At 53.9% G+C, this 26,901-nt stretch carries 26 protein-coding genes; 13 read left to right on the top strand and 13 right to left on the bottom strand.

Going from position 1 to position 26,901, the window contains the following annotated elements; genetic code table 11:
• Positions 1 to 82: 82 nt before the first annotated feature.
• Both ychF and pth read right to left on the bottom strand, forming a co-directional pair.
• On the bottom strand, positions 83 to 1,177 hold the full coding sequence (gene ychF, locus MRY16398_RS15980; protein ID WP_039079207.1) for a redox-regulated ATPase YchF: 1,095 nt from the start codon (positions 1,175 to 1,177) through the stop codon (positions 83 to 85).
• A 126-nt stretch (positions 1,178 to 1,303) separates the two neighbouring features.
• Complete coding sequence (gene pth, locus MRY16398_RS15975; protein WP_039079206.1) at positions 1,304 to 1,888, bottom strand: aminoacyl-tRNA hydrolase; 585 nt, start codon at positions 1,886 to 1,888, stop codon at positions 1,304 to 1,306.
• 273 nt (positions 1,889 to 2,161) lie between these two features.
• Here pth and ychH point away from each other — a divergent pair, with 273 nt between their 5' ends.
• The gene (ychH, locus tag MRY16398_RS15970; RefSeq protein WP_039079205.1) at positions 2,162 to 2,437 is read left to right on the top strand and encodes a stress-induced protein YchH; all 276 of its coding nucleotides are present in this window, start codon (positions 2,162 to 2,164) and stop codon (positions 2,435 to 2,437) included.
• Between the two features lie 117 nt (positions 2,438 to 2,554).
• The gene (locus MRY16398_RS15965) at positions 2,555 to 3,604 is read left to right on the top strand and encodes a MerR family transcriptional regulator (protein WP_125124771.1); all 1,050 of its coding nucleotides are present in this window, start codon (positions 2,555 to 2,557) and stop codon (positions 3,602 to 3,604) included.
• On the opposite strand, the gene dauA is transcribed toward MRY16398_RS15965, so the two are convergent.
• The 4 genes from dauA to lolB form a co-directional block, all read right to left on the bottom strand.
• Complete coding sequence (gene dauA / locus MRY16398_RS15960) at positions 3,599 to 5,278, bottom strand: C4-dicarboxylic acid transporter DauA (RefSeq protein ID WP_125124770.1); 1,680 nt, start codon at positions 5,276 to 5,278, stop codon at positions 3,599 to 3,601. The genes MRY16398_RS15965 and dauA overlap by 6 nt on opposite strands.
• A gap of 122 nt (positions 5,279 to 5,400) precedes the next feature.
• A complete protein-coding gene (gene prs, locus MRY16398_RS15955; RefSeq protein ID WP_090085106.1) occupies positions 5,401 to 6,348 on the bottom strand; it encodes a ribose-phosphate diphosphokinase in 948 nt (315 codons plus the stop codon).
• 124 nt (positions 6,349 to 6,472) lie between these two features.
• Positions 6,473 to 7,339 (bottom strand): 4-(cytidine 5'-diphospho)-2-C-methyl-D-erythritol kinase, encoded by an 867-nt coding sequence (gene ispE / locus MRY16398_RS15950; RefSeq protein WP_172600706.1) that lies wholly within the window; start codon positions 7,337 to 7,339, stop codon positions 6,473 to 6,475.
• Entirely contained in the window at positions 7,339 to 7,962 is a 624-nt protein-coding gene (lolB, locus tag MRY16398_RS15945) for a lipoprotein insertase outer membrane protein LolB (RefSeq protein WP_125124768.1), read from the bottom strand. Before lolB ends, ispE begins: the two co-directional genes overlap by 1 nt.
• A 201-nt stretch (positions 7,963 to 8,163) precedes the next feature.
• On the opposite strand from lolB, the gene hemA reads away from it, so the two are divergent.
• Genes hemA through kdsA form a run of 6 tightly spaced genes read left to right on the top strand, consistent with a single transcriptional unit; the run spans position 8,164 to position 13,482 of the window.
• Positions 8,164 to 9,420, top strand: a complete 1,257-nt coding sequence (gene hemA, locus MRY16398_RS15940) for a glutamyl-tRNA reductase (RefSeq protein ID WP_039079200.1) — start codon at positions 8,164 to 8,166, stop codon at positions 9,418 to 9,420.
• A 36-nt stretch (positions 9,421 to 9,456) separates the two neighbouring features.
• Entirely contained in the window at positions 9,457 to 10,539 is a 1,083-nt protein-coding gene (gene prfA / locus MRY16398_RS15935) for a peptide chain release factor 1 (protein WP_039079199.1), read from the top strand.
• Positions 10,539 to 11,378, top strand: coding sequence for a peptide chain release factor N(5)-glutamine methyltransferase (prmC, locus tag MRY16398_RS15930; RefSeq protein ID WP_125124767.1), 840 nt, complete (start codon positions 10,539 to 10,541; stop codon positions 11,376 to 11,378). Before prfA ends, prmC begins: the two co-directional genes overlap by 1 nt.
• Before the next feature lie 6 nt (positions 11,379 to 11,384).
• On the top strand, positions 11,385 to 11,777 hold the full coding sequence (gene sirB2, locus MRY16398_RS15925) for an invasion regulator SirB2 (RefSeq protein ID WP_039079197.1): 393 nt from the start codon (positions 11,385 to 11,387) through the stop codon (positions 11,775 to 11,777).
• Between the two features lie 3 nt (positions 11,778 to 11,780).
• Positions 11,781 to 12,590 (top strand): invasion regulator SirB1, encoded by an 810-nt coding sequence (gene sirB1 / locus MRY16398_RS15920; protein ID WP_039079196.1) that lies wholly within the window; start codon positions 11,781 to 11,783, stop codon positions 12,588 to 12,590.
• Positions 12,591 to 12,627: 37 nt separating this feature from the next.
• On the top strand, positions 12,628 to 13,482 hold the full coding sequence (kdsA, locus tag MRY16398_RS15915) for a 3-deoxy-8-phosphooctulonate synthase (RefSeq protein ID WP_039079195.1): 855 nt from the start codon (positions 12,628 to 12,630) through the stop codon (positions 13,480 to 13,482).
• A 153-nt stretch (positions 13,483 to 13,635) separates the two neighbouring features.
• Here kdsA and MRY16398_RS15910 read toward each other — a convergent pair whose 3' ends face one another.
• From MRY16398_RS15910 to chaA, 4 genes are all read right to left on the bottom strand, one after another.
• Positions 13,636 to 15,498 carry a pYEATS domain-containing protein gene (locus MRY16398_RS15910; protein ID WP_125124766.1) on the bottom strand — a complete coding sequence of 621 codons (1,863 nt, stop codon included), beginning with the start codon at positions 15,496 to 15,498 and terminating at the stop codon, positions 13,636 to 13,638.
• Positions 15,495 to 16,664 (bottom strand): caspase family protein, encoded by a 1,170-nt coding sequence (locus MRY16398_RS15905; RefSeq protein WP_125124765.1) that lies wholly within the window; start codon positions 16,662 to 16,664, stop codon positions 15,495 to 15,497. Before MRY16398_RS15905 ends, MRY16398_RS15910 begins: the two co-directional genes overlap by 4 nt.
• A gap of 10 nt (positions 16,665 to 16,674) precedes the next feature.
• Positions 16,675 to 17,799 (bottom strand): DDHD family phospholipase, encoded by a 1,125-nt coding sequence (locus MRY16398_RS15900; RefSeq protein ID WP_125124764.1) that lies wholly within the window; start codon positions 17,797 to 17,799, stop codon positions 16,675 to 16,677.
• A 272-nt stretch (positions 17,800 to 18,071) separates the two neighbouring features.
• Positions 18,072 to 19,172, bottom strand: a complete 1,101-nt coding sequence (chaA, locus tag MRY16398_RS15895; RefSeq protein WP_039079191.1) for a sodium-potassium/proton antiporter ChaA — start codon at positions 19,170 to 19,172, stop codon at positions 18,072 to 18,074.
• A gap of 269 nt (positions 19,173 to 19,441) precedes the next feature.
• Here chaA and chaB point away from each other — a divergent pair, with 269 nt between their 5' ends.
• Positions 19,442 to 19,672, top strand: coding sequence for a putative cation transport regulator ChaB (chaB, locus tag MRY16398_RS15890; RefSeq protein WP_039079190.1), 231 nt, complete (start codon positions 19,442 to 19,444; stop codon positions 19,670 to 19,672).
• Positions 19,673 to 19,850: 178 nt separating this feature from the next.
• Entirely contained in the window at positions 19,851 to 20,546 is a 696-nt protein-coding gene (locus MRY16398_RS15885; RefSeq protein ID WP_039079189.1) for a gamma-glutamylcyclotransferase, read from the top strand.
• Between the two features lie 13 nt (positions 20,547 to 20,559).
• Here the strand turns inward: MRY16398_RS15885 and MRY16398_RS15880 are convergent, their stop codons facing one another.
• The 3 genes from MRY16398_RS15880 to ychN form a co-directional block, all read right to left on the bottom strand.
• Complete coding sequence (locus MRY16398_RS15880) at positions 20,560 to 20,802, bottom strand: DUF1883 domain-containing protein (protein WP_039079188.1); 243 nt, start codon at positions 20,800 to 20,802, stop codon at positions 20,560 to 20,562.
• A gap of 215 nt (positions 20,803 to 21,017) precedes the next feature.
• Entirely contained in the window at positions 21,018 to 22,802 is a 1,785-nt protein-coding gene (locus MRY16398_RS15875; protein ID WP_125124763.1) for a methyl-accepting chemotaxis protein, read from the bottom strand.
• A 108-nt stretch (positions 22,803 to 22,910) separates the two neighbouring features.
• A complete protein-coding gene (ychN, locus tag MRY16398_RS15870) occupies positions 22,911 to 23,264 on the bottom strand; it encodes a DsrE/F sulfur relay family protein YchN (RefSeq protein WP_071194060.1) in 354 nt (117 codons plus the stop codon).
• Between the two features lie 67 nt (positions 23,265 to 23,331).
• Here ychN and nasR point away from each other — a divergent pair, with 67 nt between their 5' ends.
• The 3 genes from nasR to ntrB all read left to right on the top strand — a co-directional run bounded on the left by nasR (position 23,332) and on the right by ntrB (position 26,900).
• Positions 23,332 to 24,525 carry a nitrate regulatory protein NasR gene (nasR, locus tag MRY16398_RS15865; RefSeq protein WP_125124762.1) on the top strand — a complete coding sequence of 398 codons (1,194 nt, stop codon included), beginning with the start codon at positions 23,332 to 23,334 and terminating at the stop codon, positions 24,523 to 24,525.
• A gap of 232 nt (positions 24,526 to 24,757) precedes the next feature.
• Positions 24,758 to 26,017: a CmpA/NrtA family ABC transporter substrate-binding protein gene (locus MRY16398_RS15860; protein WP_125124761.1), complete on the top strand. Its 1,260-nt coding sequence runs from the start codon at positions 24,758 to 24,760 to the stop codon at positions 26,015 to 26,017.
• 1 nt (position 26,018) lies between these two features.
• Positions 26,019 to 26,900: a nitrate ABC transporter permease gene (ntrB, locus tag MRY16398_RS15855; RefSeq protein WP_107224666.1), complete on the top strand. Its 882-nt coding sequence runs from the start codon at positions 26,019 to 26,021 to the stop codon at positions 26,898 to 26,900.
• The last annotated feature ends 1 nt before the right edge of the window (position 26,901 follow it).

The raw sequence follows: 26,901 nt of genomic DNA, 5'->3' as shown, positions 1-26,901 counted from the left end.
AATCCACGCAAGCGCGTGGATTTTAGAGGGTTTTGTGAGCTTCAAGAGATGTTCTGACACCTCATGAGACAACAAAAACGAATTAGACGTTGAACAGGAAGTTCATCACATCGCCATCTTTCACGATGTAATCTTTACCTTCTGCGCGCATTTTGCCCGCTTCCTTCGCGCCTTGTTCGCCTTTGTAGGTGATAAAGTCTTCATACGCGATGGTCTGCGCACGGATAAAGCCTTTTTCGAAGTCTGTATGAATTTTACCTGCCGCCTGCGGGGCAGTTGCGCCAACCGGGATCGTCCATGCGCGCACTTCTTTCACGCCCGCAGTGAAGTAGGTTTGCAGGTTCAGCAACTGATAACCGGCGCGAATAACGCGGTTCAGACCCGGCTCTTCAATGCCCAGTTCGGCCATAAATTCTTCGCGGTCTGCATCGTCGAGTTCAGCGATATCGGACTCAACCGCCGCACACACGGCAACGACAACAGAACCTTCGGCATCGGCGATTTCACGCACTTTATCGAGGTAGGGGTTATTTTCAAAACCGTCTTCGTTAACGTTCGCGATGTACATGGTCGGCTTGAGCGTCAGGAAGCTCAGGTATTTGATCGCGGCTTTGTCTTCTTCGGTCAGGTTTTTCAGCGCACGCAGCATGCCTGCGTTTTCCAGTTGAGGCAGACATTTTTCCAGCGCCGCCAGCTCTGCTTTCGCGTCTTTATCGCCGCCTTTGGCTTTTTTCTGTACGCGATGAATAGCGCGCTCACAGGTGTCGAGATCAGACAGCGCCAGCTCGGTATTAATAACCTCGATATCATCCGCCGGATCCACTTTATTATTCACGTGAATGATATTGTCGTTCTCAAAGCAGCGTACCACATGACCAATGGCTTCGGTTTCGCGAATGTTGGTCAGGAACTGGTTACCAAGGCCTTCACCTTTGGATGCGCCTTTAACCAGACCGGCGATATCCACAAACTCCATCGTGGTTGGCAGAATACGCTGCGGCTTGACGATCTCCGCCAGCTTGTCCAGACGCGGATCGGGCATCGGTACGACACCGGTGTTCGGCTCAATAGTACAGAAGGGGAAGTTTGCCGCTTCAATACCTGCTTTGGTGAGCGCGTTGAACAGGGTGGATTTACCTACGTTGGGCAGGCCAACGATACCGCATTTGAATCCCATGATGTGATTACCTTAATTTCTGAATAATCAATCCGTTATATAAAACAGATTGCATAAAAGTTAATAACTTTGCCTATTATACACGTAACCGTTGTATCGCGCGGCAAAAATGCCAGAGGGCGCGTGTTACTGGGCCTTAAAGGCGTGCAGACGGTTGGTTGCTTTTGTCAGGCCGTCTTTCAGCCAGATTTCCGTGCAACGTGCCGCTTCATCTACCGCTTCGTCAATCAATTTCTGTTCAGAAACAGGCGGTTTACCCAGCACAAAACCGACAACTTTGTTTTTATCGCCCGGATGACCAATTCCCACGCGCAAACGGTGGAAATTGGGGTTATTGCCCAGTTTACTGATAATGTCTTTCAACCCGTTGTGGCCGCCATGACCGCCGCCCAGTTTAAACTTCGCCACGCCCGGCGGTAAGTCCAGTTCATCATGGGCAACCAGGATTTCGTCCGGGTTGATGCGATAAAAGGTTGCCATCGCGGCAACGGCCTTGCCGCTAAGATTCATAAAAGTCGTGGGGACCAGCAGACGCACATCTTCGCCCGCCAGATTAATCCGTGAGGAATAGCCAAAAAACTTCGGTTCTTCACGTAGCGGGGCGCGGCAACGTTCAGCCAGCAGATCGACGTACCAGGCGCCTGCATTATGGCGTGTCGCGGCATATTCCGCGCCGGGATTTGCCAGCCCGACAATCAGTTTAATCGTCACTTTTTCTTCCTGACCAGGTCAATATCTGGCGCGTAGTTTACGTCGTGCGGCGCGTGATGACAAAGTTCTCAGGACGAAACGGGGAAAAGGGCAATGATTACCCATTTGAACCATTAGAAATACAACTAGTTCAGAGGGTTATTTGTAAATATATGTGGTCTTAATATGTGTAATTGTGATCCTGGGCGCAATCGCCATAACCCCCCCTGTCTATACTTTACCCACAAGCATTGGGGTTATTCCCTTTCAACCCATCGTTCCGGAGGTGACACCATGAAACGCAAAAACGCTTCGTTACTCGGTAATGTGCTTATGGGCCTGGGGTTAGTCGTGATGGTAGTCGGCGTGGGTTACTCTGTTCTGAATCAGTTGCCGCAGCTTAATCTGCCGCAGTTCTTCGCCCACGGCGCCATTCTCAGCATTTTTGTCGGCGCAGTACTCTGGCTTGCAGGCGCGCGTATTGGTGGCCATGAGCAGGTCTGTGATAAGTACTGGTGGGTACGCCATTACGACAAACGCTGCCGCCGTGACGGACACGGTCATAGCTAACGTATAGCAACACAAACAAGCGGTTTCCTCAGGAAGCCGTTTTTTTTGGCTTTTTTCTTGACCCTTACGTAACGTTAGGCCCGAGAGTGGCAGTCAAGGGGAAGAAAAGGAGCCGTTATGTTAATTCAAGCTGGTGAACTGGCACGTCGTGCCGGGATCACTGTCCGTACACTGCACCACTACGAACATATCGGTCTACTTACGCCTTCATCCCGAAGTGCTGCCGGTTACCGTTTATACAATCTCGCTGACGTCAAACGCCTGCATATGATTCAGGTACTGGCGAAGGCGGGTATGGCGCTGGCAGCTATCAAGGATTACCTGGCGCGGGAGACGCGTCCGCTTCACGTTCTGCTCGATGAACAAATCAGCTTGCTTGATGCGCAAATGCGCACGATCCAGACGTTGCGCCAGCAACTGCTGATGTTAAAGCGTGGAATGGAAAGCGGGTCTGAACCTGACCTGGAGTCCTGGTTACTGACACTGGAGTTAACGAATATGTATAATCGTTGGTTTAGTGCTGAGGAATTGCGCGACCTACCGTTTGCCGCGCATGACGAAGAGCGCAGCCTTGTATGGGCGAACATGGTGGCGGAAGCCAAAGCGCTGATGGCGCAGGGGTGCCCGGTTGATGATGAAAAGGCGATGGATCTGGCAACGCGCTGGATGACGCGCCTGGAGGAGGATACTGCCCGCAGGCCGGAGTTTTTGACCCGGCTCAATGAGATGCACCTGGTTGAGCCGCAAATGCGTGAACAGACCGGAATTGATGATGCGACAATTAATTTCATCACCCGCAGTTTCGGCGAAAGCAAACTGGCTATCTGGCAGCGCTATCTGACGCCAGAAGAGATGGCATTTACCCGCGCGCATTATTTTGACCGGATGATGGAGTGGCCGCCGTTAGTCAGTCGCGTTCGCCAGGCGGCACTCGAGGGGCTTGACCCGCTGTCAGAAGAGGCGCAGGCGCTGGCAAACGCCTGGCTGGAGCTGTTCCAGTCCTATGCCGGAACCGATCCGCAAACCCAACAGAAGTTTCGCCTGTCGATGCAGCGGGAGCCGCATCTCATGAAAGGAACCTGGGTGACGCCAGACATGCTGCAATGGCTGCAGCAGGCGGTAGATGCCCTGATGCGCAAGCGCTACGGGGCATCGGGTTCATCATAAATCCGCTAACGCGGCGTCACGGTTTGGCCAGAACGACAACCGGCCCGCAATGGGTTTGATACCCGCTCGCGCCATGGTGCGCAGCGGCTGAAACTCCAGATTGCTGACGCGCAACTCGGTGCCTTCCGGCAGGCGATTGACAAAACGCTGGAAGGCATCGAGCCCACCCGCATCAAGCAGCGGTACCGCATCCCATTTGAGTATCACGACCCGTTTGCCTGCAATCCGCGATTCCAGTTCGGTGAACAGACCGTCGGCGGCGGCGAAAAACAGCGGGCCAATCACACGTAACACCAGAATATCGTCCGCCACGTCTACATTGACAGGCGACAGACGGGTCATGCGCGCGATACGGCGCATAAACAGTAGTGATGCCAGAACGATACCCACGCTAATGGCGATAACCATATCGAACAACACGGTCAGCGACATACAAATCAGCATGACGATAATGTCGTCTGTCGGCGCGCGACGCAGCAGGTTTACCACTTTATGCGCTTCACTCATGTTCCAGGCCACCATCAGCAGCAGCGCGGCCATGGCGGAAAGCGGCAGCCAGGAGAGCAGGGGCGCGAGCACCAGCAGGGCAAGGATCACCAGAACCGCGTGAATAATGGCGGAGACCGGGGACGATGCTCCGGCGCGGACGTTGGCCGCTGAACGGGCAATCGCCGCCGTAGCGGTGATGCCGCCAAAGAAAGGCGCGACAATATTCCCAAGCCCCTGACCTATCAACTCGCTATTGGCTTTATGGCGTGTTCCGGTCATGCCATCAAGCACAACCGCGCAGAGCAGAGACTCAATGGCCCCCAGTAATGCCATCGAGAACGCGGCGGGCAGCAGCGCCTGCAGAGAGGACCAGCTCAGGGTGAAGCTCGAACCCGGCAAATCCCAGGGCAACACGAGCTGTGGCAGCAATTGTGGAATACCGTTGCCCTGTGAACCGTCTGCCAGTACGTAGTGAAATTGAGAGCCAATGGTGGCGACATGACCACCCACCAGATTAACCACCGCCATCACGGCACAACCGGCAAGCAGTGCCGGTAAATGCCCCGGCAGGCGAATGCGCAGACGAGGCCACAAAATCAGGGTGCCGAGGGTAACGACACCGATGGCCGCATCACCGAGGTTAATACTCGGCAATGCCATTGCCAGCGCGCCGACTTTTTGCAGGTAATGTTCCGGCATATGGGCAACCTGCAAACCGAGGAAATCTTTTATCTGCATGGTACCGATGGTAATCCCGATACCTGACGTAAAGCCCAGCGTGACGGAAACGGGAATATATTCGATCAGGCGACCAAAGCGGGCGAGGCCAAACAGAATCAAAAAGACGCCTGACATCAGCGTCGCTACAAGCAGCCCACCGAGACCAAATTGCTGCGATACGGGATAGAGAATGACGACGAAAGCGGCGGTAGGGCCGGAAACGCTATAGCGCGAGCCCCCGGTCAGTGCGATGACGATACCGGCGACAGCGGCGGTATAAAGCCCGTATTGCGGCGCAACGCCGCTACCAATGGCCAACGCCATGGCCAGCGGAATGGCGATGATGCCAACCGTCACCCCGGCAATCAGGTCGCGCGTGAAACGCGCCAGGCTATATTTTTCCTTCCAGCAGGCCTCAATAATGGCGCTGAATGGCATGACGTGTGGAGAAAAGAGTCTTTTCACAGAAGAGTAATCCCTGGTCAAATATCACCAATACAAATTTGTATGCGCGATGTTTATTAGTCATACAAATAAAACACAGGAATAAAAAAACCCGCCGTAGCGGGTCTTTGTGCCGATTCCAATCAATGTTCGAACATTGCGGAAATGGATTCTTCGTTGCTGATGCGACGAATCGCTTCGGCCAGCATGCCAGACAGAGTCAAGGTACGCACGTTTGGCAGCGATTTGATTTCATCCGTCAGCGGGATGGTGTCACAAACGACCACTTCATCGATAACGGAGTTGCGCAGGTTGTTTGCCGCATTGCCAGAGAAGATCGGGTGAGTCGCGTAAGCAAACACGCGTTTAGCACCGCGCTCTTTCAGCGCTTCTGCTGCTTTACACAGCGTACCGCCGGTGTCGATCATGTCGTCAACCAGCACGCAGTCACGGCCTGCGACGTCACCGATGATATGCATAACCTGAGAAACGTTCGCACGCGGGCGACGTTTATCAATGATAGCCATATCGGTATCGTTAAGCAGTTTTGCGATAGCGCGAGCGCGAACAACGCCGCCGATATCCGGAGAAACCACAATCGGGTTATCCAGATTAAGTTGCAGCATGTCTTCCAGCAGAATAGGGCTACCGAATACGTTATCAACCGGCACATCAAAGAAGCCCTGGATCTGCTCAGCGTGCAGGTCGACGGTGAGGACGCGGTCAACGCCTACGCTGGAGAGAAAATCCGCGACAACTTTTGCGGTGATAGGTACACGTGCGGAGCGCACGCGGCGGTCCTGACGGGCATAACCAAAATAAGGAATAACAGCGGTGATACGGCCTGCAGAAGCACGGCGCAGGGCATCAACCATAACAACCAATTCCATCAGGTTGTCGTTCGTTGGAGCACAAGTGGACTGGATGATGAAAATATCACCACCGCGTACATTTTCATTAATTTGTACGCTGACTTCGCCATCGCTAAAGCGACCTACGGCGGCGTCGCCGAGAGAAGTGTACAGGCGGTTGGCAATACGTTGTGCTAGTTCCGGGGTGGCGTTACCAGCAAAAAGCTTCATATCAGGCACGAGAAGAACCTCAGGCATGCGTCCATTGGTGGATAGAATAAGCCATAAATGTGCGGTTCAGACATAATTCTATCCATGCGGTGTATTAAAGAGCGCGATGCAACGTCTGGAACAAGTGACGTTGTCACCGGGACTCAGCTTGCCCGGCGAGGGCGCTGGCGAGAGGCGAGAGGTTTACACCTCGTGCGACAAAACCGCGCAGCCATGCCGGGGCTTGCTCTAACACCTGAAGAGCAGCAGACTCTGTGTCAAATTCAGCAAAAACACAGGCCCCTGTGCCAGTCAGGCGCGACGGCGCGTATTCTAGCAGCCAGGTAAGCGCCTCATCAACCTTACGAAAACGTTTTCTTGCGATAACCTCGCAATCGTTGCTGAATTCACATTTTAGTAACGTTTCTATTGACCGCTTTGGTGTATTTCTCGGCAATTCCGGATCGCGGAAAATGGTCGGGGTGGGGATGCTGACGCCAGGATGGGCGACCAGATACCATTTCTCTTCGGGTTCCACGGGGGTAAGTATCTCGCCGACACCTTCGGCAAACGCCGCGTGGCCCCGGACAAACACTGGTACATCCGCCCCAAGTGTTAATCCCAGTTCTGCCAGCTCATCAACCGATAAACCGCAATGCCACAGATGATTGAGCGCCACCAGCACCGTAGCCGCGTTTGAGGAGCCCCCGCCCAGACCGCCGCCCATCGGCAGACGTTTGTCTATCTGGATATCCGCGCCGCTGCCAGCAGGCAGGCGACCCGTTTTATGCGCCTGCTGCATCAACAAACGGGCTGCGCGCACGATCAGGTTTTCTTCCTCCGGCACCCCTTCAATAGGCGTTAGCAACCGAATAACGCCATCTGTTCGCGGTTCAAAGCTTAAGGTGTCACCGTAATCAAGAAACTGAAACAGGGTTTGCAGCGTGTGATAACCATCAGCCCGTTGCCCGGTGATGTACAAAAACAGATTGAGTTTCGCCGGTGCGGGAAAGCGCGTCATCATTTCGCAATCCAGTTATCCATTTTGAGCTTAATACGCTGTCCGCCATCGCTTAGCTCAAGACTGGAGGGCAGGGCTGGCTTCGTATTGCTGTCATAACCGCCGTACACCACTTTCCAGTTTTTGCCGCCCTGGCTGTAGTTAAGCTCGCTGAGGCGATACTGGTCGTCAAGCTTGTAGTCGGTCGCGTCGCCGGGCAAGCCCAGAATCCACTGACGCAGGCTGTTCAGTGGAATAGGCATACCGGTCAGTTCGCCAATCATCTCTTCCGCATCGGTGGAGGTATAGTGCTTGCCTTTGTTGTCGACCAGCTCTACTGCGCCAGGCTGGGCGTTGAGTTCCAGCTCCGTGCTGCCCAACGGGTTTGTCAGCAGCAGGCGATAGCGATCCTGCCCGGTCTGTTGCCAGAAAAAGCGGGCATAGACTTTCTGCTCATCGGAGATAAAAGCGAAAGCGCCACGTGTCTGAAACTGGTTCAATTTGCTGACGTCTTGCTGATGTTGACGCCACTGAGGGGCATCCGGACTCTGGCCCGGCCCTTTAGGCGCATTGAGGGTACAAGCAGTCAGTACGAGGCTAGCCAGCGGCAGCAAACGAATAAGGCGAAAGTCCGGCAAAGTCATAATGATGACGAATCCTTGAGGTGCGTTGCAGTAAATATTCTTAATGCTAGCGCCGGGCAGTGATAGCGTCTACGTTCAAGTTGTCTTAAATCATTAAATTACCGATTACTCCAAAAGGGGGCGCTCTCTTTTATTGACCTCGCGCATCCTGTATGATGCGCACAGTCTAACCTTATCAACGTTGGTACTATTCCCACTCACATGACTCTTCTGGCGCTCGGCATCAACCACAAAACGGCCCCCGTTTCGTTGCGAGAACGTATTACGTTTTCGCCGGATACGCTTGACCAGGCGTTAGACAGCCTGCTGGCGCAGCCGATGGTGCAGGGTGGTGTGGTGTTGTCAACATGTAACCGTACCGAGCTTTATTTAAGCGTTGAAGAGCAGGAAAACCTCCATGAATCGCTGGTTCGCTGGCTGTGTGATTACCATCAGATCAGCGAAGAAGAGTTGCGTAACAGCCTTTACTGGCACCACGATAACGACGCCGTCAGCCATTTAATGCGTGTGGCGAGCGGGCTGGACTCGCTGGTACTGGGCGAACCGCAGATCCTCGGCCAGGTGAAAAAAGCGTTTGCGGATTCCAACCGCGGTCATCTGAAAGCCAGCGAACTCGAACGCATGTTCCAGAAGTCGTTCTCCGTCGCCAAACGCGTGCGCACGGAAACCGATATCGGCGCGAGCGCGGTTTCTGTCGCCTTTGCTGCCTGTACCCTGGCGCGCCAAATCTTTGAATCACTCTCGTCGGTCAGCGTCATGCTTGTCGGTGCGGGGGAAACTATCGAACTGGTGGCACGTCATTTGCGCGAGCATAAAGTGCAGAAGATGATCATCGCCAACCGTACTCGTGAACGTGCGCAGGTTCTGGCAGATGAAGTAGGGGCGGAAGTGATTTCCCTGAGCGATATCGATTCGCGCCTGAAAGATGCCGATATTGTTATCAGTTCTACCGCCAGCCCATTGCCGATCATTGGTAAAGGCATGGTTGAGCGGGCAATGAAGGCGCGCCGCAACCAGCCAATGCTGCTGGTGGATATTGCCGTTCCGCGCGATGTCGAGCCGGAAGTGGGTAAACTGGCGAACGCCTATCTCTACAGCGTTGACGATCTACAAAGCATTATTCAGCACAACCTCGCGCAGCGTAAAGCGGCGGCGGTGCAGGCTGAAACTATCGTTGAGCAGGAAACGAGCGAATTTATGGCCTGGCTGCGCGCGCAAAGCGCCAGCGAGACAATTCGTGATTACCGCAGCCAATCTGAGCAGATTCGTGATGAATTGACTGCCAAAGCGCTGGCCGCCCTCGAACAGGGTGGCGACGCACAAGCCATTATGCAGGATCTGGCCTGGAAACTGACCAATCGCCTGATCCACGCACCAACCAAATCTCTTCAGCAGGCCGCCCGTGACGGGGATGATGAGCGCCTGCATATTCTGCGCAACAGCCTCGGGCTGGAGTAGCACAACAATCTCTAATAACAGGGTGCATTTACGCCTATGAAGCCTTCTATCGTTGCCAAACTGGAAGCCCTACACGAGCGTCATGAAGAAGTTCAGGCGCTGTTGGGTGACGCGCAAACCATCGCCGATCAGGAGCGATTCCGCGCCTTATCCAGGGAGTATGCGCAACTAAGCGACGTATCGCGCTGTTTTACTGACTGGCAACAGATTCAGGAAGATATCGAAACCGCACAAATGATGCTCGATGACCCGGAAATGCGCGATATGGCGCAGGAAGAGTTACGCGATGCAAAAGAAAAAAGCGAACAACTGGAACAGCACCTGCAAATTCTTTTGCTACCTAAAGATCCTGACGATGAGCGCAGCGCCTTCCTGGAAGTGCGTGCCGGGACCGGCGGCGATGAAGCGGCGTTATTCGCAGGCGATCTGTTCCGCATGTATACCCGTTATGCCGAGTCGCGTCGCTGGCGTGTAGAGATCATGAGCGCCAATGAGGGCGAGCATGGCGGCTATAAAGAGATCATCGCGAAAGTGAGCGGCGAAGGCGTTTACGGACGGCTGAAATTTGAGTCCGGCGGCCATCGCGTACAGCGTGTTCCGGCAACCGAATCTCAGGGACGTATCCATACCTCTGCCTGTACCGTTGCGGTAATGCCAGAATTGCCGGAAGCCGAACTGCCGGACATCAACCCGGGCGATCTGCGCATTGATACCTTCCGTTCATCCGGCGCGGGTGGGCAGCACGTTAACACCACCGACTCCGCGATTCGTATTACCCACTTGCCGACAGGCATCGTGGTGGAGTGTCAGGACGAACGTTCTCAGCATAAAAATAAAGCCAAAGCCCTGGCCGTTTTGGGTTCGCGTATTCGCGCGGCGGAAATTGCCAAACGCCAGCAGGCGGAAGCCTCAACGCGTCGAAATCTGCTGGGTAGCGGCGATCGCAGCGATCGTAACCGCACCTATAACTTCCCGCAGGGGCGTGTGACCGACCACCGTATCAACCTGACAGTCTACCGTCTGGACGAGGTGATGGAAGGCAAGCTGGATATGCTGATTGAGCCGATTGTGCAGGAATATCAGGCCGACCAACTGGCAGCGCTCGCCGGACAGGATTGATGGACTATCAACACTGGTTGCGTCACGCGATAAATCGACTTTCGCACAGCGAAAGCCCGCGACGGGATGCGGAGATTTTGCTGGGCTTTGTAACCGGAAAAGCGCGCACCTTTATTCTTGCCTTCGGCGAAACTGCGCTTTCGGACACTGAGCTCGCGCGGCTTGATGATCTGCTGGCCCGTCGTGGACAGGGTGAGCCGGTCGCGCATCTTGTGGGGGTGCGCGAGTTCTGGTCGTTGCCGCTGTTTGTCTCGCCTGCGACGTTGATTCCGCGCCCGGATACCGAATGTCTGGTTGAGCAGGCGCTGAACCGTCTGCCGGAACAGCCGTGCCGGATCCTCGATCTGGGCACCGGCACCGGCGCTATCGCGCTGGCGCTGGCCAGTGAACGTCCGGATTGCCAGATTACGGCGGTCGACGTCATGCCTGATGCCGTCGCCCTGGCTCTGCGTAACGCGGAACATTTAGGAATAACGAACGTTTCGGTGCTGACCAGCCACTGGTTTAGCGCCCTGGAAGGGCAGCCGTTCGACCTGATTGTCAGCAATCCGCCTTACATTGATGAGCAGGACCCTCATCTTGCCATGGGGGATGTGCGTTTCGAGCCGCGTTCTGCACTGGTTGCGGCACAAGAAGGACTTGCGGATCTGGCGTGGATAATCGCACAATCAAGGCGTTTTTTGCGCCCTGGTGGCTGGCTGCTACTGGAACACGGCTGGCAGCAGGGTGAAGCGGTACGTGCGCTGTTTGGCGAACAAGGATATGTGCAGGTGGAAACCTGCCGGGATTATGGTGATAACGAGCGTCTGACGCTCGGGCGCCTGCCGCAACAGGAGTAACAGGGAATGAGTGCGTTCACGTTTCTGATAAGCCTGCATTTGACCACGGTGGTTCTGACCATTAGCCTGTTTGTGCTGCGATACTGGTGGCGCTTTACGGGTGATCCTCGCGCACAGGCGCGCTGGGTGCGGGTTGTGCCCCATGCAGTGGACACGCTGTTATTGCTCAGCGGCCTCGGGCTTATCGTTGTAACGCGCTATATCCCATTTACTGCTAATGGCGCATGGCTGACGGAAAAGCTGTTTGGCGTTATCATCTACATCGTTTTGGGTTTCATTGCGCTGGGACGACATCGTCCGCGCAGCCAGCAAACGGGGTTTATTGCGTTTTTGCTGGGGCTGGTGGTGCTGTACATCATCATTAAACTCGCCGCCACAAAGATACCGATACTGGGGTAAGACATGCGGTCGTTAGCCGATTTCGAATTTAACAAAGCACCATTGTGCGATGGAATGATCCTGATATCTGAATTGATTCGTGATGATTTTCCCTCGCAGTTCGTGCACGACGAACTTGAGCGTCTGATCCGTCTGGCGCGTGAAGAAATAAGTGAGGCTCAACCGCAGGACTTGCAACTGGAGAAACTCCTTGAGCTGTTTTACGGCGAATGGGGTTTTAAAGACACCCGCGGTGTGTACCGTCTGTCGGATGCGTTGTGGCTGGATAAAGTCCTGCAAAACCGTCAGGGTAGCGCGGTGTCACTGGGCGCCATTCTGTTATGGGTTGCCGGGCATCTGGATATTCCGCTGATGCCGGTGATTTTCCCGACGCAGCTCATTCTGCGCGCTGAGTGGCTGGATGGGGAAATGTGGTTGATCAACCCCTTTAATGGCGACACGCTGGACGAGCATACGCTGGACGTCTGGCTTAAGGGTAACATCAGCCCTGTGGCTGAGCTATTTAATGAGGATCTCGACGAGGCAGATAACGCGGAAGTCATCCGTAAGCTGCTCGATACTTTGAAATCGGCGTTGATGGAAGAGCAACAAATGGAACTGGCTTTGCGTGCCAGTGAAGCCTTGTTGCAGTTTAACCCGGAAGACCCGTATGAGATCCGCGATCGTGGCTTAATTTACGCGCAACTCGAGTGCGATCATGTTGCGCTGCACGATCTGAATTACTTCGTAGAGCAGTGTCCTGAGGATCCCATTAGCGAGATGATCCGTGCGCAAATTAACACCATTTCGCACAAGCAAATTACACTGCACTAAACTGAATTAATAGACTGAATCTTGATAAGGGAATTATATGACACAAAAAGTGGTTAGCATTGGCGATATCAATGTCGCGAACGATCTGCCGTTTGTTCTGTTTGGCGGTATGAACGTGCTGGAGTCCCGCGACCTCGCGATGCGTATTTGTGAGCACTACGTAACTGTTACCCAGAAACTGGGTATTCCGTATGTGTTCAAAGCCTCTTTTGACAAAGCCAACCGTTCCTCCATCAAGTCTTACCGTGGGCCGGGCCTGGAAGAAGGGATGAAAATTTTCCAGGAGCTGAAACAGACGTTCGGCGTGAAAGTGATCACCGATGTTCACGAAGCCAGCCAGGCTCAGCCCGTTGCTGACGTGGTTGACGTGATTCAGTTACCAGCATTTCTGGCGCGTCAGACCGACCTGGTCGAAGCGATGGCGAAAACCGGCGCTGTCATTAACGTGAAAAAACCGCAGTTCGTAAGCCCTGGCCAGATGGGTAATATCGTGGATAAATTCCATGAAGGCGGTAACGATAAAGTTATCCTTTGCGACCGTGGCAGTAACTTCGGTTACGACAACCTGGTTGTCGATATGCTCGGCTTTAGCGTGATGAAAAACGTCTCTGGCAACTCGCCGGTCATTTTCGATGTGACGCACGCATTGCAGTGCCGCGACCCGTTTGGCGCCGCGTCTGGTGGCCGTCGTGCCCAGGTTGCTGAGCTGGCGCGTGCGGGTATGGCGACAGGCCTGGCCGGTCTGTTTATTGAGGCGCACCCGGATCCAGCCAACGCGAAATGCGATGGCCCGTCCGCACTGCCGCTGGATAAACTGGAGCCGTTCCTGAAACAGATCAAAGCGATTGATGATCTGGTGAAAAGCTTCGATGAGCTTGATACCAGCAAGTAATCGGAGCAAAGCGTCTTAAGGTGACAGTTTGTCAACCGAACGGCGAGTAACAAAACAGGCATAGCTCCGGGCAATCTTTCATGTGTCAGATTGCCTCAGTCGGGTTGGTAGCTGTGCCTGTTTTAACAGCCCCCAGCCTGTTTTGTATCACTCTCACCGCGATTTTATGGCATCGGGAGCCTTATCGAGACTGCTGAGATCGCACTCCAGTTCAACATTATTCTTAGGTATCCAGATCCCCGCCGTAAACCCTCCCCATGCTTGCAGACGAAGCTGTGCGCGTCGTCCGCGGAACGCCACTTTGATGAGCGAGGGAGAAAAGGTTGGATGCAACGAGAACCAGGCAAAGTCGCCGATGCCGATATCCACTGAACGTCGCGCCTCTACGGTAAGAATGACCGTCCCCCAATGACGTCTTTTCGTCTCTTCGAACTCCACTTTCAGTAAGAACCCGTTATTCTCCGGCTGGTTACCAAAGCGCCCTTTATTGGGATCGTCCGGGAAGATAACAGGACGAGAAAAGGCGGGAAGTTCCGGTGAGTGTTCTGGCCGCAATTGGCCGGAAAAAGCACATGCTGTTTCCAAAACGCTTTGCGGAGGCGCCAGTCGAGGGGATCTCACGCTTTTTGGGCTCGATCGTGACAGGGTGATTTTTCCGGCGCTGATTTCGCCTTGAAAGATCACAAAAGTGTTATGCGTGGGAAGACGACCAGAAGGGGTCCGGTTTGGCGTGAGAATGTTGTACTTTTTAAGAGCGTCTAAATCGCGTGCAAGCCAGCTAAATGTTGGGCCGACACCACGTTGGAGTGGTAGCTCACGGCGCCAGCGTATATTTAGTCGTTCAAAGGTGCGTACTATCGCAGGCTGGATGGCTTCCCTATTGGTTTTGATGTAAGTAGCTATACCTGACAACAGTTCATTGAATAACTGATTGGTATAGCGGTAGTAGGGCGAGCCTGCTGTTTGTGCCTTTGCAAGGCTCAGAATTGCCTGCGCGACGGCGTGATGTTGCTCTTGTGAACCTTTTTCCTGCGCCGCAGAAAGAGATTTGCTGGCAATAATCACATGGGTATCAAACGCCCATGCGGCTCGTTCCTTGAGCGATATGATCGGGAAAGCATCTTGCTGCGCAAACAACTGCGGAAATCGTATCGACAGAAGACCAATAAGTATTGCGGCCCAGGGATCTGTGAATAATACAGTGACATCATCCTTGCGAATGATGTTATCCCTGACAGCCTGAACCTCTGCCGAGGTTCCTGCATCCAGTGCACGTAACAGCGCGCGTAATCGGGGGGCGGCAGGTGTAATGCTAAGCTCAAGATCTTCCGGGGCAAACGGAGGTGCCACTACCGTGATCAACGTACCACCTTGATAAAGCGGCAACAAACAACGCTCAATCCTCACTTTTTCGATGGCTGCCGTTAACCGCACCCGATGACCCAGCCAGGGGGCGCGATCAGGCGCGTCCGGTATCTGGAGTTCAAGCCGCCCGGAAAATATTTCCATTTTTGATTCGCCGCGAAAGAGAGTAAACGTTTCTCGTCCGCCTTGTTCCTCGGACAGACCGAGCGAAATACGTCTTTTGTCTGGAGAAACCGCAACGGGCAATGTTTTGATCATCTCTGACACAGGCGCTGCACCGGAAGATCCCCATTCCTTATACAAGGGAAGGGCTGTGACATCAGAGCTAAACCATGGTGGAACTTTTGTCTCAGTCTGCTGCTTTATCGAATTAAAGAAAGTGGTTTTGCTTCCCGAAGACAGGAGGGCGGAAAAAGTGGGCAAGATAACGTTGTTCGTTTTTCCCGCTTCTACATAAAAAATAACCGATTGCGGTGCCATACCCGCAGGTGCAATGTCAGCCCAATAAATGCCGGGACTGATATTTTCTGATGAGAAGGTGCGGTTATTGGGTGTGGCAATCCAGTCGGCGAGAAATCGCTCTTTGTTTTGAATGCGAATCGTGCCAATGGAAAGGTCACGCGGTGCCACGAAATTAAGCGTTGTTTTCATGGGACGGTCACCCATTGTTCGAAGAGAGGCTCTTTAGGTTGAAAAAGCTGTGAGAAATGGCCTGTACCGTCTATCGCAATGGCATAAAGTGCGTTAATTCCCGGAGGTACGGTTGTACACCAGGGCAATGCATCGCGCGTCTCTTTGTTTTTCAACCAGGGCGGTGAAGGTTCATCCCGCTGACTAATGGCAAAATCAAAATTGGGCATTCGCTCTGGCGGGTCGGTCATGACTACCAGGGGTAGCTCAAAGTTCTGTGGATAGACAAAGGGCGTGGGATCGCTTTGGGTTACAGCAAAATAGGGGTCGAAAGGTTCATTATCTCGCCAGTGTTCAAAATAAATTCGCCGCAATGATTTGAGATCGCTCTGCAAATCGCGGCTATTGACTCCCCAACCTGAGCGGGAATAGCGCGCAGAGGAGCCGCTCAGCCCTTTAAGACATGTTTGCGTAAAGCGCCCAAATTTACGGTTACTACCAGCGGCATCCGTCCCTTCATAGGCCAGTTGCCCTTCCGAGGCCGCACAGAGCAAGGAGACCTGATTACGGCTCACGGCAAAAAGATCCGGCTCAGGATAAAACAGACAAGGCTGCGCCTGAGGTCTCAGTTCGAATTTAGAAACAAATTGGCCGCATGCATCGGAAAATAAAAACGCAGCGGAAATCGTCTGGTTTTTTCTTAATGCGGTCGAAAGCTGCCCGAGATTGAAGTGCGACCAGACATTGGTGATATCGTGGTTCAAGTCTTCCAAAAAGAGCACCGGTTGCTGTAGATGCGATGCACCGTGGCCACAGCAATAAAAAAAAGCCACATCGCCCGGCTGTATGCATAAACGCTGATACCAGGCCAGCCCGCGTGTAGAGACGTTTAACTCTGTTGCGGGGTCAACAGGTACCGCAGCGGTCCATGGGTAGCGATTTGCTGTGACGGGTGGATCGGAAATCAATACATCGAGTGTTGCCAGCGGCGCGGCAAGGCGATCTTGATTATCGAGTAACCAGTCGCAGACAAGTTTTGCGCTATCTGCAGCGCTCGGTAAGGGAGGGACCGAGCGTAAGTCAGCGTCAACACCTTGCCCGGCGCGGGCGAAGGGATAATTTCCCACACCGACAACAAATGCGTGTGTCTTCGGGCCAATAACGTGACGATCCAAAAGTAGCGTCATTGTCTGTCCCTCACAAAATACCAGACGCGTTAAGCCGCGCCCGGGTCCGTGCGTAAAACTGCGGACGCTGGAAATATTTCGAGTGCGTATCAGTAATGCCAGCCACAGAATTGAACATCACGTCTTCTGCTCCCGCATAAATCATGTCGGCACGGAAGGCCAGGGGATCGATCGGATCGAAGACATTGAACCAGTGCTTAACGCACTCCGGTCGGCGGCGAGGCGACCCGGCAGGAAGGTTAGAAGACAGGACACCGAGCGCGGCAAAAAGACCGGGTTGCGAGCCCACCGTGAAGAGCGCATCAACTTCAATATCTTTGGGTAATCCAGCGGCTTCCGGGTTGGTCAACATATCGGTGAGGATCACTCCTCCCATACTGTGTCCAACCACGATCAGCGGACCTTTAGCGGCTTTCTTCGCACTATAAGCGCGCATAAGGTCGCCACGTACAACATCCTGAATGGCATTTCGCGTTTTGCCCTCCTTGAGATAGACAAAAACATCTCCCATAAACAGACCGATGGCGGGGCTGAGACTTCCACGTACAGCATCAAACCCCAGCGTTGATGCCGCATTCGAGATACGTCCTGTTACTGCAGAAATCGCATTACTGATCGCACCTCCAATACTGAAAGTACCGTCGACGCCTTCTTTCAGCCGGTCACTAACACTTTGCGCAGTCGCATCCGCAGGAAACAGGCTGGCACTTTGCTCTGACGCAATGAGCACAAATGCATTGCGAAACGCCTGAAGTTCCTCACCTGACAGCGGACGTTTTTGGCTCATGGCCTTGTCTGCAATCTCTGAACAAATTGCATCAAGGGCAGCAATAGGGTCTTGCTGCCCTAGCGCGACGATGGACAAATCAGACGTCTTATCGCCCGTGCTCCCGAGCCCGTCATCAAGGCCGGTTAACAAGGGGAGGTTTAGCGAGAAGGTGGCAATATTCGTATTGGTTTGAAATACCTCGGACGGAATGGGGGCGACAAATGTTCCCCACATCGGCGAATAGATGTCGACGGGGTTACCGTCAAAAACCAATTCCCGATAGAACGTATTGCGGTTAGCAACCGCGAGTGCGTAATCAGCGTCTGCACGCGTCGCGACACCATGGACAAAAACGAGTTGCGGCATGTTTATTCCCCATATCTTGTTATAAAGGGGGTCCTGAGTGTCCTTATGCCGGGCCTTCACCGTGAAGCACCACTTACCACGCTCAACTTTAAAAAGCGTAGCTAAGCGCAACGGTAAAGCAATATAAAAATCGGGGTTTTTATAAAGGGGAGAATAAAGGGGCTTTTACCTGTTATCGGATAGGAAAAGACGGAGAGTATGGCTGATCCTCTCCGCCTCTGTTGAAATAGTTTACATCGGGGTATATTCCGTCGGGAAAATACGACTGAATATCAGGCAAAAATCGTCATCAAATAGGCCGCAAACAGTGCCAGATGTGCGGCGCCGTTAAGGACATTGGTGCGACCCGTTGAAAACGAAATATGGCACAGCATCAATGACGCCAGCATCACCACCAGCTCCGGTTTGCCCAGGCCAAACATCAAATCATTCCCGGTCACCCAGGCAATCAGCGTGACAACCGGTACGGTTAACGAAATGGTCGCCAGAACTGAGCCGAAGAACAGATTCATTGCGCGCTGCACCTGATTATTTAATACCGCTTTCAGGGCACCCAGGCCTTCGGGAGAGAGAATCAACAGCGCAACCAGGAAGCCGGTAAAGGCAACAGGCGCATTCATTTCCGTCAGCAGATTTTCCAGCGGATTGGCATTCATCTTGGTGACCGCAATAACGGCAATCAGATGGACCAGCAGCCAGACGGTGTGCCAGCCGCTGCTATGTGCCGACGGTTTGCCGTGGTGCGGGTCATCATCGTCGCCGTCATCTTCGTGCTCATAAACGAACAGACTCTGATGCGTTTTCGTTTGAATCAGCAGGAATACGCCATACATAGCGGCAGAAATAAGGGCCACCAGTAATGATTGTCCGGTCGTGAAATTGCCGCCTTCTAAGGCCACCGGGAAGACCAGAACAATAATGGCCAGCGGGAAGAGGGCAATCATATATTGCTTGATGCCGAACAGGTTCACATATTGCGTGGCAAATTTCCGCCCACCGAGCAATAACGAGAAGCCAACCAGACCACCGCTAACGATCATAATGATGGAATAAAGTGTGTCGCGCATGAGCGTTGGCGCAGCATCGCCGGTTGCCATTAACGCAGAAATCAGACTCACTTCAAGAATAACGACAGAAAGGCTTAAAATTAATGAGCCATAGGGTTCACCGAGACGGTGAGCAAGAACATCGGCGTGGCGTACGACGCTAAATGCGCTGGCAAGAATCCCCACCAGGGCCAGAGCATTCATTCCGATTATCACTGGCAGCGACTGACTGTTTCCCCAATAAAGCAGGGCTGCCAGTGCCAGAACCGGGAAAATGAGCGAAGTCTCCTTGTGGCGGGTTTTAACCGCCTCGTGCGTTGTTGTCATTGTTGATCTCCAACCAGCAGGTATTTGTAATTATAGAAAGAAATTCAGGGCGCATAAAATAACAAACATTCGCCTTTCATTATCCCTTTTTTACGCTTTTTTACGTCATGCGAATTTTCTGCTTTGAGATGAATATTTATAAAGATTTAATGGAAAATATAGTTAATTAACAATGTAATGCCATTGGGGTTTTGTCGAAAATCAAAATCGGTTGGATAAGACGGGAAGAATAAACCAGACTTAAGTTTTTGCTTAAGGAGGTATATACGATGCCCTATAAAACGAAATCAGACTTACCCGACAGCGTGCAACATGTCCTGCCTGCTCACGCCCAGGAAATCTATAAAGAAGCCTTTAATAGTGCCTGGGAGCAATATAAAGATAAAGACGATCGCCGCGGTGATGCCAGCCGCGAAGAGACCGCGCATCGCGTAGCCTGGGCGGCGGTAAAAAATGATTATGAAAAGGGTGACGATGATAAATGGCATAAAAAGCGATAACCCTCTGAAATAGTGAGCCACATTTTTATATTGCCAACATGATGAATCGCCCTTCGCCTTACGCCCCATAGAGTTCACTTGAAAACGGCCTGTGAATTGCATATCGTCATTGAAAAGCGCCAGGAAGGCAGCAGTAAAGTCGTCGCAAGGAAGCAGGCAGTGGCGGAGGTAGAAAGAGATGTTGACGCGTGATTTCTTGATGAAGGCAGATTGTAAAACGGCGTTTGGAGACATTGAGGAATCGCTGTTATGGTCGGCGGAGCAACGAGCAGCATCGCTTGCAGCGACGCTGGCTTGCCGCCCGGATGACGGCCCGGTATGGATTTTTGGTTACGGTTCGCTGATGTGGAACCCGGCTCTGGAATATGACGAGTCCTGTACTGGTACTCTTCCCGGCTGGCACCGCGCATTTTGTTTACGTCTGACGGCGGGACGCGGCAGCGCATGCCAGCCCGGACGTATGCTTGCACTAAAAGAGGGCGGGCGCACCACCGGCGTGGCCTATCGCCTGGCAGAATCCACCCTACACGAAGAGCTTTCCCTGTTGTGGAAACGCGAGATGATCACCGGCTGCTACCTGCCGAGCTGGCGCAAGCTGGAGCTTGACGACGGGCGTACGGTAAATGCGCTGGTATTCATCATGGACCCGCGTCATCCGCTTTATGAGTCCGATACCCGCGCGCAGACCATTGCGCCGCTTATTGCCTCAGCGAGTGGCCCGCTGGGTACCAACGCGCAATATCTGTTCTCGCTGGAACAAGAGCTGATCAAACTGGGTATGCAGGATGATTGCCTCAACGAGCTGGTGGGAAGAGTGCGTCTGCTGCTGGAGGGAGAAAAACCAGGTCCGGAGATGCAACCTGGTTTCGCCTGAGTGTGATGCTAACTTATGCTGGAACGTAACTGATGGAATGTTCCAGCGACTGGCTGTGGCTATCGATCAGCACATTCCAGATGCCGCTGTAAGGAACCGCCAGATACGCACTGGCACGATCCTGAACGCTTAACACATCAGTCTGACTTGCGGCCTGACTCTTTTCGCTCATCAGATGGATATGGCAGCTCTCAGAACAACGTACTACCACTGTATCCCCACCAAATAACTTCAAACTTGTTTTTACCAACGCCATTGTTTTAAACCCCGTATATATCGACAACGCACTCCCTGCGGGAAAATCCCGTGCGTGATTTTGTTCACAATTCACTCATTGCATAACACCAAAGGGAAGGGGTTCAGATGCTGACTTTGATCAAAAAATGGCGTAACGATTAAACAATAATGACAAAATTCGGCGGGGGATTATGTCGGCGCGTTAAATTCGGGGAAAAACGCGCCGACAGAAGATTAAATGCGGAAATGCCCCGCAGTTTCAGCAAGCTCGCCCGCTTGTTCCTGCAACGCGCCTGCGGCGGCGGCTGACTGGATCACCAGTTCGGCGTTTTGCTGCACCATTCGGTCAAGATCGATGACCGCATGGTTAATTTCCTGGATACCTTTCATCTGCTCGTTCGTGGCGACGGTGATTTCACGCATAATGACCGAGACGCTGTCAATGCTGGAGACAATTTCCCCCATACTTTCCCCGGCCAGGCGCACGTAGCGGGAACCCGTTGCCACGCTGTCTGTTGTCGAATCAATCAACGATTTAATCTCTTTCGCCGCCTGCGCGCTGCGACTGGCAAGGTTGCGCACCTCGCCGGCAACAACCGCGAAACCACGCCCTTGCTCGCCTGCACGTGCTGCTTCGACCGAGGCGTTCAGCGCCAGGATATTGGTCTGGAAAGCGATCCCGTCAATCACGCTGGTAATATCACCGATTTTGGCCGACGCCACTTCGATTGTCTGCATGGTTGAAATGGCCTGCGATACCACTTTGCCGCCGCGTGACGCCGCCTCAGAGGCGCTGTGCGCCTGTTCGTTGGCCTGAGCCGCAGAATCGGTTGACTGGGCGACGGAGGCGGTAATCTGCTCGACGGCACTGGCGGTCTCGCGAAGGCTCGAGGCGGCCTGTTCGGTACGCCCTGACAGATCCTGGTTGCCTGTCGCAATCTCTTGTGCCGCCTGCTGAACAGAGTGGCTGGAATCGCGCAGTTTAACCATCACTACGGCGAGTTTATCGCTAAAGGCGTTAAATGCATGGGCGATTTGCGCCACTTCATCGTTACCCTGTTCCGGCAAGCGCTGCGACAGGTCATCTGTGCCGCTGCTAATTGCGTTCATCGCGTCACGAATGGTGATCAGGCGCTTGAGCATAGTGGCGACAATCCAGTGCATGAGGGCACCCGCCAGCATGACCAGTACAATCAGCGAAACGGCTGAGGCTTTTAATTGCGCACGCAGGCCCGCCGTGGCGTCTGCGCTGTCCAGTGCGACAACCAGCAACCAGTTGGTGCCGTTCACTTTGGTGGCAAGAAACGCTTTTTCCGCACCGGCAAAGAGGCCCGTGAGCGGTTTACCCGCTTGCAGATCGGCAAATTGTACTTCCCTGATGGCCTCGCCAAACGGTTTCAGCGTCAGTTTGCCATCGTTGGCGGCAATCACGCTGCCATCACTGTTAAGTAACAGTCCGCTGCTGTTTGGGGTGGGTTTAATACCCTGGACGTTGGCCACCACGCTGTCCATTGACACATCACCTGCGACCACCGCTTTAAGCGTACCGTTTTCTTTGACTGGTACCGCGAAGGTGACCACCAGTTTCCCGCTGCCTGCATCGACATAAGGTGCGGTGACTATCGGAGCATCCGCTTTGGCGGCCTGCTGATACCAGGGACGAATGGTCGGATCATAATCCGCAGGCACACCGTCCGGGTTTGAGAATTTGGCCGTTTTACTGGCGTACCCCACATAGACGTTGATAAAGCCGGCGGCCTGAGCAATCTGGGTGAACACCGGAACGGGGTCGTCGGTTAGGGCGACTTTCTGGAGAGAGGAGATGGCGGTCGTTTTACTGCTGACCCAGTCGCTGATAGCGAGGCTATGGCTGGAGCTGGTGCTGGTGAGGATGTCTTGCTGAGCGTCCTGATTATGCTGGCTGGTTACCTGGTAGTTAATAACGGTGTTAAGAAGAAGAGCAATAGCGAGACAGCCCGCCGTCGCCGCAATGATACGAGCGCGAATTGACCTGAACATATTTATGAGTACCTGCTGTGTTGTCTTTAATGCCTATCGGCAGCACAGCAGGCAAACTTGATGCCAGAGAGGCACCCATAAGAAAAAAGTATTAAAGAATGATGAATATTAGAAGGTCAGCACTTTATCTGCCGACAGCGTCCACTGCGCCAGTTCGACCAGGGTGCCAATCGCCACGCCATCCACTAAGGGCAACGTCGTGATACCGCGCCCGTCGGTGCAGGTCTTACACAATTTCACCGGTACATTTTGCGCAGTAAGGATTTCCAGCATTTGCTGAATATTGTACCCCTCGGCGGGTTTTTGCCCACGCAGCCCGGCGGTCACCGCATCGGACATTAAAAACAGGCGTAAATCGAGGTCGGCTTCTTGCTCGCGCAGGGCGATGGCCAGACGCAGACTGTTAAATAAGGATTCACTACCGTACGCCGCGCCGTTGGCGACAATCACGATCTTTTGCATCTTCACTCCTTCGATAGGGCATGGTTATTGCTTATTACTCTCCAGCAGACAGCCACGGAGAGTAAGCATGAATAATTATACTGATGCGACACCCGACGCCACCGACTGGTTTCGCTATGCGCGTCAGGTCCAGAAACAACAGCTTTACCAGCTCACCCAGCTTGGCGTGCTGGCGGGAAAAATCAGCCATCTGACCCATATGTTGCAGTGCGAACGCGGCGCATCGAATATCTGGCTGTGTTCAAAAGGGCAGCTTTACGCGCTGGAATGTCGTGCCAGCAGCGCCCTTGCCGATGAGAACATCACCCCGTTTTTACCGTTACTCGCCACGCTCAGGCCACTTGCCAGTAGCGCATTATGCCACCGTATTGCCGCCGCTGTTGGGTGTCTGGAACAACTTCCACAGTTACGCGAACAAATAAAAAACCAGCGTATTACGGCAGAACAGGCGATGGCGCAGTTCAGCCGTACCATTAGCCATCTGCTGAGCATTATTCCGCAGCTTAACGACAGCGTTGATGATCCCAGAATCGTTAAACATCTGGTGGCCCTCTACAGTTTTATGCAGGGAAAAGAGCTGGTAGGGCAAGAGCGCGCGCTGGGGGCGATTGGGTTTACCCAGGCGGCATTTAGCGATGCATTGCGCCAGTCGCTGGTGGACCGCATTGATGGTCAGCAACCCTGTTTTGAGGCCTTCCTGTCACTTGCGGCGCCTGATGTCAGTGCGATATTTGCCCGCGAATGTACCGCCGGGCTGGAGATTGAACAGCTCCGTCGCCAGGCCTGCACCCGCGTGCCCGCCGCAGACGGCGGCGAAGGGGCGCTACGCTGGTTCGCACTGCAAACCCAGAGGCTGGAACATCTGCGTGCGCTGGAAGAGTTGCTGATCAATGAACTGATGCACACGACAGCGACCATGCTGGAGGAAGACGACGACGTTAATGTCAGTAGCTGGATTGAGGAAACGACGAGCGACCGCCTTTCCGCGCGGCTCGACAAACAGCTCTTACCCCTGGTGCGCCAGCAAGCCCGTGAACTGGAGCAGCTTAGTGCGCAACTGGCCTCATTACAGGATTCCATGGAGGAACGCACGCTGATTGATAAAGCGAAAAATATCCTGATGAATCACCAGAACATGAGCGAAGAGCAGGCCTGGCAATGTCTGCGCAAAATGGCTATGGACAAGAATCAGCGCATGGTTGAAATCGCCCGCGCGCTGCTCACTGTACGGGCATTATGGCCTCTAACACCTAAGGAGTAGTTGCACATTCTGCGGGCATTCCCTGCACATGTGCAGTGCGAAAACATCCTGAAAACAGGTGAAAAGCACGAAAAACAGCGGCTTGTAACCTGGCATAGTGGTTGCATTGTTAAGTGTGTAAATGAATACATTTGTGGCGGGGAACCAACGGCGGTTCACTGACCATACGGATAAAGGCGTCCATTGGTGCGAAAGCATCGACGGGCGCTTTTTTTTTGCTTCGGGAGTGGGTATGGGCGATTCATCGGTTTTACTAACGCGCAGGCGTTTTCTACAGGCAGGAGCAGCACTGGGCGGTGCGATGCTGATGCCCGGCCTGATGCAGTCCGCGTGGGCGGCAGGTTCCGACAAACCTGAACTGACTACTGTTCGTGTCGGGTTTATTCCGCTGACCGATTGCGCGCCGCTGGTCATTGCTGCCCTGAAAGGGTTCGATAAAAAGTACGGCATCACCCTGGTGCCAACCAAAGAGGCCAGTTGGGCGGCGGTGCGCGACAAACTGGTCTCCGGCGAACTGGACGCCGCGCACGTGCTTTATGGCTTGCTGTACGGGCTGGAACTCGGGATCGCCGGGAAAACCCAGTCGATGGCCAACCTGATGACCCTTAACCAGAACGGTCAGGGGATCACCCTTTCCAGCGACCTGCTGGATAAAGGCGTCACCGATGGCGAGAGCCTGAAAAAACTGATTGGGCAGAGTGCCCCCGGAACATACACCTTTGCCCATACCTTCCCGACCGGCACTCACGCCATGTGGCTCTATTACTGGCTGGCGAGCGCGGGCATCAACCCCTTTACCGACATTCGCACGGTGGTCGTGCCGCCGCCGCAAATGGTGATGAACATGCGGATCGGCAACATGGTCGGTTTTTGCGTGGGTGAACCGTGGAACGCCCGCGCCATTAATGACCGCATCGGATTTACCGCTGCGACCAGCCAGGCCGTGTGGCCGGATCATCCGGAAAAAATTCTCGGCACGCGCAGCGCCTGGGTCGAACAAAACCCACACACCGCCCGTGCGCTGGTCTGTGCGGTGATGGAGGCATCCCGCTGGATTGATGCTTCCGATGATAACCGCCGGGAAACCGCGCGCATCCTCGCGCGTCGGGCGTGGCTTAACACCAAAGAGCAGTATCTGACCGGGCGCATGCTCGGTGAATACGACAACGGTGCGGGCAAGCGCTGGCAGGATGCGCACGCTATCCGCTTTTTCAATGACGGCCAGGTGAGCTACCCATGGCACTCCGACGGCATGTGGTTTTTAACCCAGTTTCGCCGCTGGGGGCTGCTGAAAAGCGCACCGGATTATGCCGCCATCGCCGGGCGCATTAACCGTATCGATATCTGGAAAGATGCCGCCACGGCTATCGGGGGCATTACGCCGCCTGCGCAGACCATGCGAACCAGCACACTGATGGATGGTACGCGCTGGGACGGTACCGACCCGGAGCAATACGCCAGACGCTTCGACATTCAACGAACAGGGGCCTGATATGAAACATCAACAGAACACACAGCGCGTTACGCCGCCGTCCATAGCTGGCGAAGTGATTACGCTGCCTCCGGTCAAAGTCCGCACCCGTAAGCCGGCCTTGTCGCGTAAAACTCGCGCGGTAGCCGAACGTGTTGTTCCCGCGCTGCTGGGGCTTGGGCTGCTGCTTATCGCCTGGGAACTGGCGGCAATCAACAGCAAAGGCTTTCCCACCCCGCTCAGCACGCTGGATTCGGCAATGACGCTGTTTGCCGACCCGTTCTATCGGGATGGGCCGAATGACATGGGGATCGGCTGGAACGTACTGGCTTCATTGCAGCGCGTCGCCATCGGTTTTGGTCTGGCGGCGCTGGTGGGGATCCCGCTGGGTTTTATGATTGGCCGCTTTATCTTTCTGGCGCGGATGTTCAACCCGCTGATTGCACTGCTGCGCCCGGTCAGCCCACTGGCATGGTTACCGATTGGCCTGCTGCTTTTCCAGAAAGCGGAACCGGCATCAAGCTGGACCATTTTCATCTGTTCTATCTGGCCGATGGTGATTAATACCGCCGAAGGGGTGCGCCGCATTCCGCAAGATTACCTCAACGTGGCCCGCGTTCTGCAGTTGTCCGAATGGACAGTCATGCGCCGCATTTTGTTCCCGGCGGTGTTGCCCGCCGTGCTCACCGGCGTCCGCTTGTCGATCGGCATCGCCTGGCTGGTGATTGTCGCCGCGGAAATGCTCACCGGCGGCCTGGGGATCGGTTTTTGGATCTGGAACGAATGGAACAACCTCAATGTGGAAAACATTTTAATCGCCATTGTCATCATCGGTGTGGTCGGTCTGCTGCTGGAGCAGGGGCTGATGCTGGTGGCACGTCGCTTTAGCTGGCAGGAGAAATAAG

The sequence above is a fragment of the Phytobacter sp. MRY16-398 genome (assembly GCF_003925915.1).
GTDB lineage: Bacteria > Pseudomonadota > Gammaproteobacteria > Enterobacterales > Enterobacteriaceae > Phytobacter > Phytobacter diazotrophicus.
The sequence above is the reverse complement of the archived record's forward strand: the minus strand, read 5'-3'. Positions and strand labels throughout refer to the sequence as shown.

What these genes read in the sequence shown, in the direction of transcription:
- ychF (WP_039079207.1), bottom strand. Translation starts at nt 1,177, where the DNA reads ATGGGATTCAAATGCGGTATCGTTGGCCTGCCCAACGTAGGTAAATCC.
- ychH (WP_039079205.1), top strand. Translation starts at nt 2,162, where the DNA reads ATGAAACGCAAAAACGCTTCGTTACTCGGTAATGTGCTTATGGGCCTG.
- MRY16398_RS15965 (WP_125124771.1), top strand. Translation starts at nt 2,555, where the DNA reads ATGTTAATTCAAGCTGGTGAACTGGCACGTCGTGCCGGGATCACTGTC.
- ispE (WP_172600706.1), bottom strand. Translation starts at nt 7,339, where the DNA reads ATGACGCGCTTTCCCGCACCGGCGAAACTCAATCTGTTTTTGTACATC.
- lolB (WP_125124768.1), bottom strand. Translation starts at nt 7,962, where the DNA reads ATGACTTTGCCGGACTTTCGCCTTATTCGTTTGCTGCCGCTGGCTAGC.
- hemA (WP_039079200.1), top strand. Translation starts at nt 8,164, where the DNA reads ATGACTCTTCTGGCGCTCGGCATCAACCACAAAACGGCCCCCGTTTCG.
- prfA (WP_039079199.1), top strand. Translation starts at nt 9,457, where the DNA reads ATGAAGCCTTCTATCGTTGCCAAACTGGAAGCCCTACACGAGCGTCAT.
- prmC (WP_125124767.1), top strand. Translation starts at nt 10,539, where the DNA reads ATGGACTATCAACACTGGTTGCGTCACGCGATAAATCGACTTTCGCAC.
- sirB2 (WP_039079197.1), top strand. Translation starts at nt 11,385, where the DNA reads ATGAGTGCGTTCACGTTTCTGATAAGCCTGCATTTGACCACGGTGGTT.
- sirB1 (WP_039079196.1), top strand. Translation starts at nt 11,781, where the DNA reads ATGCGGTCGTTAGCCGATTTCGAATTTAACAAAGCACCATTGTGCGAT.
- kdsA (WP_039079195.1), top strand. Translation starts at nt 12,628, where the DNA reads ATGACACAAAAAGTGGTTAGCATTGGCGATATCAATGTCGCGAACGAT.
- MRY16398_RS15910 (WP_125124766.1), bottom strand. Translation starts at nt 15,498, where the DNA reads ATGAAAACAACGCTTAATTTCGTGGCACCGCGTGACCTTTCCATTGGC.
- MRY16398_RS15905 (WP_125124765.1), bottom strand. Translation starts at nt 16,664, where the DNA reads ATGACGCTACTTTTGGATCGTCACGTTATTGGCCCGAAGACACACGCA.
- MRY16398_RS15900 (WP_125124764.1), bottom strand. Translation starts at nt 17,799, where the DNA reads ATGCCGCAACTCGTTTTTGTCCATGGTGTCGCGACGCGTGCAGACGCT.
- chaA (WP_039079191.1), bottom strand. Translation starts at nt 19,172, where the DNA reads ATGACAACAACGCACGAGGCGGTTAAAACCCGCCACAAGGAGACTTCG.
- chaB (WP_039079190.1), top strand. Translation starts at nt 19,442, where the DNA reads ATGCCCTATAAAACGAAATCAGACTTACCCGACAGCGTGCAACATGTC.
- MRY16398_RS15885 (WP_039079189.1), top strand. Translation starts at nt 19,851, where the DNA reads ATGTTGACGCGTGATTTCTTGATGAAGGCAGATTGTAAAACGGCGTTT.
- MRY16398_RS15880 (WP_039079188.1), bottom strand. Translation starts at nt 20,802, where the DNA reads ATGGCGTTGGTAAAAACAAGTTTGAAGTTATTTGGTGGGGATACAGTG.
- MRY16398_RS15875 (WP_125124763.1), bottom strand. Translation starts at nt 22,802, where the DNA reads ATGTTCAGGTCAATTCGCGCTCGTATCATTGCGGCGACGGCGGGCTGT.
- ychN (WP_071194060.1), bottom strand. Translation starts at nt 23,264, where the DNA reads ATGCAAAAGATCGTGATTGTCGCCAACGGCGCGGCGTACGGTAGTGAA.
- nasR (WP_125124762.1), top strand. Translation starts at nt 23,332, where the DNA reads ATGAATAATTATACTGATGCGACACCCGACGCCACCGACTGGTTTCGC.
- MRY16398_RS15860 (WP_125124761.1), top strand. Translation starts at nt 24,758, where the DNA reads ATGGGCGATTCATCGGTTTTACTAACGCGCAGGCGTTTTCTACAGGCA.
- ntrB (WP_107224666.1), top strand. Translation starts at nt 26,019, where the DNA reads ATGAAACATCAACAGAACACACAGCGCGTTACGCCGCCGTCCATAGCT.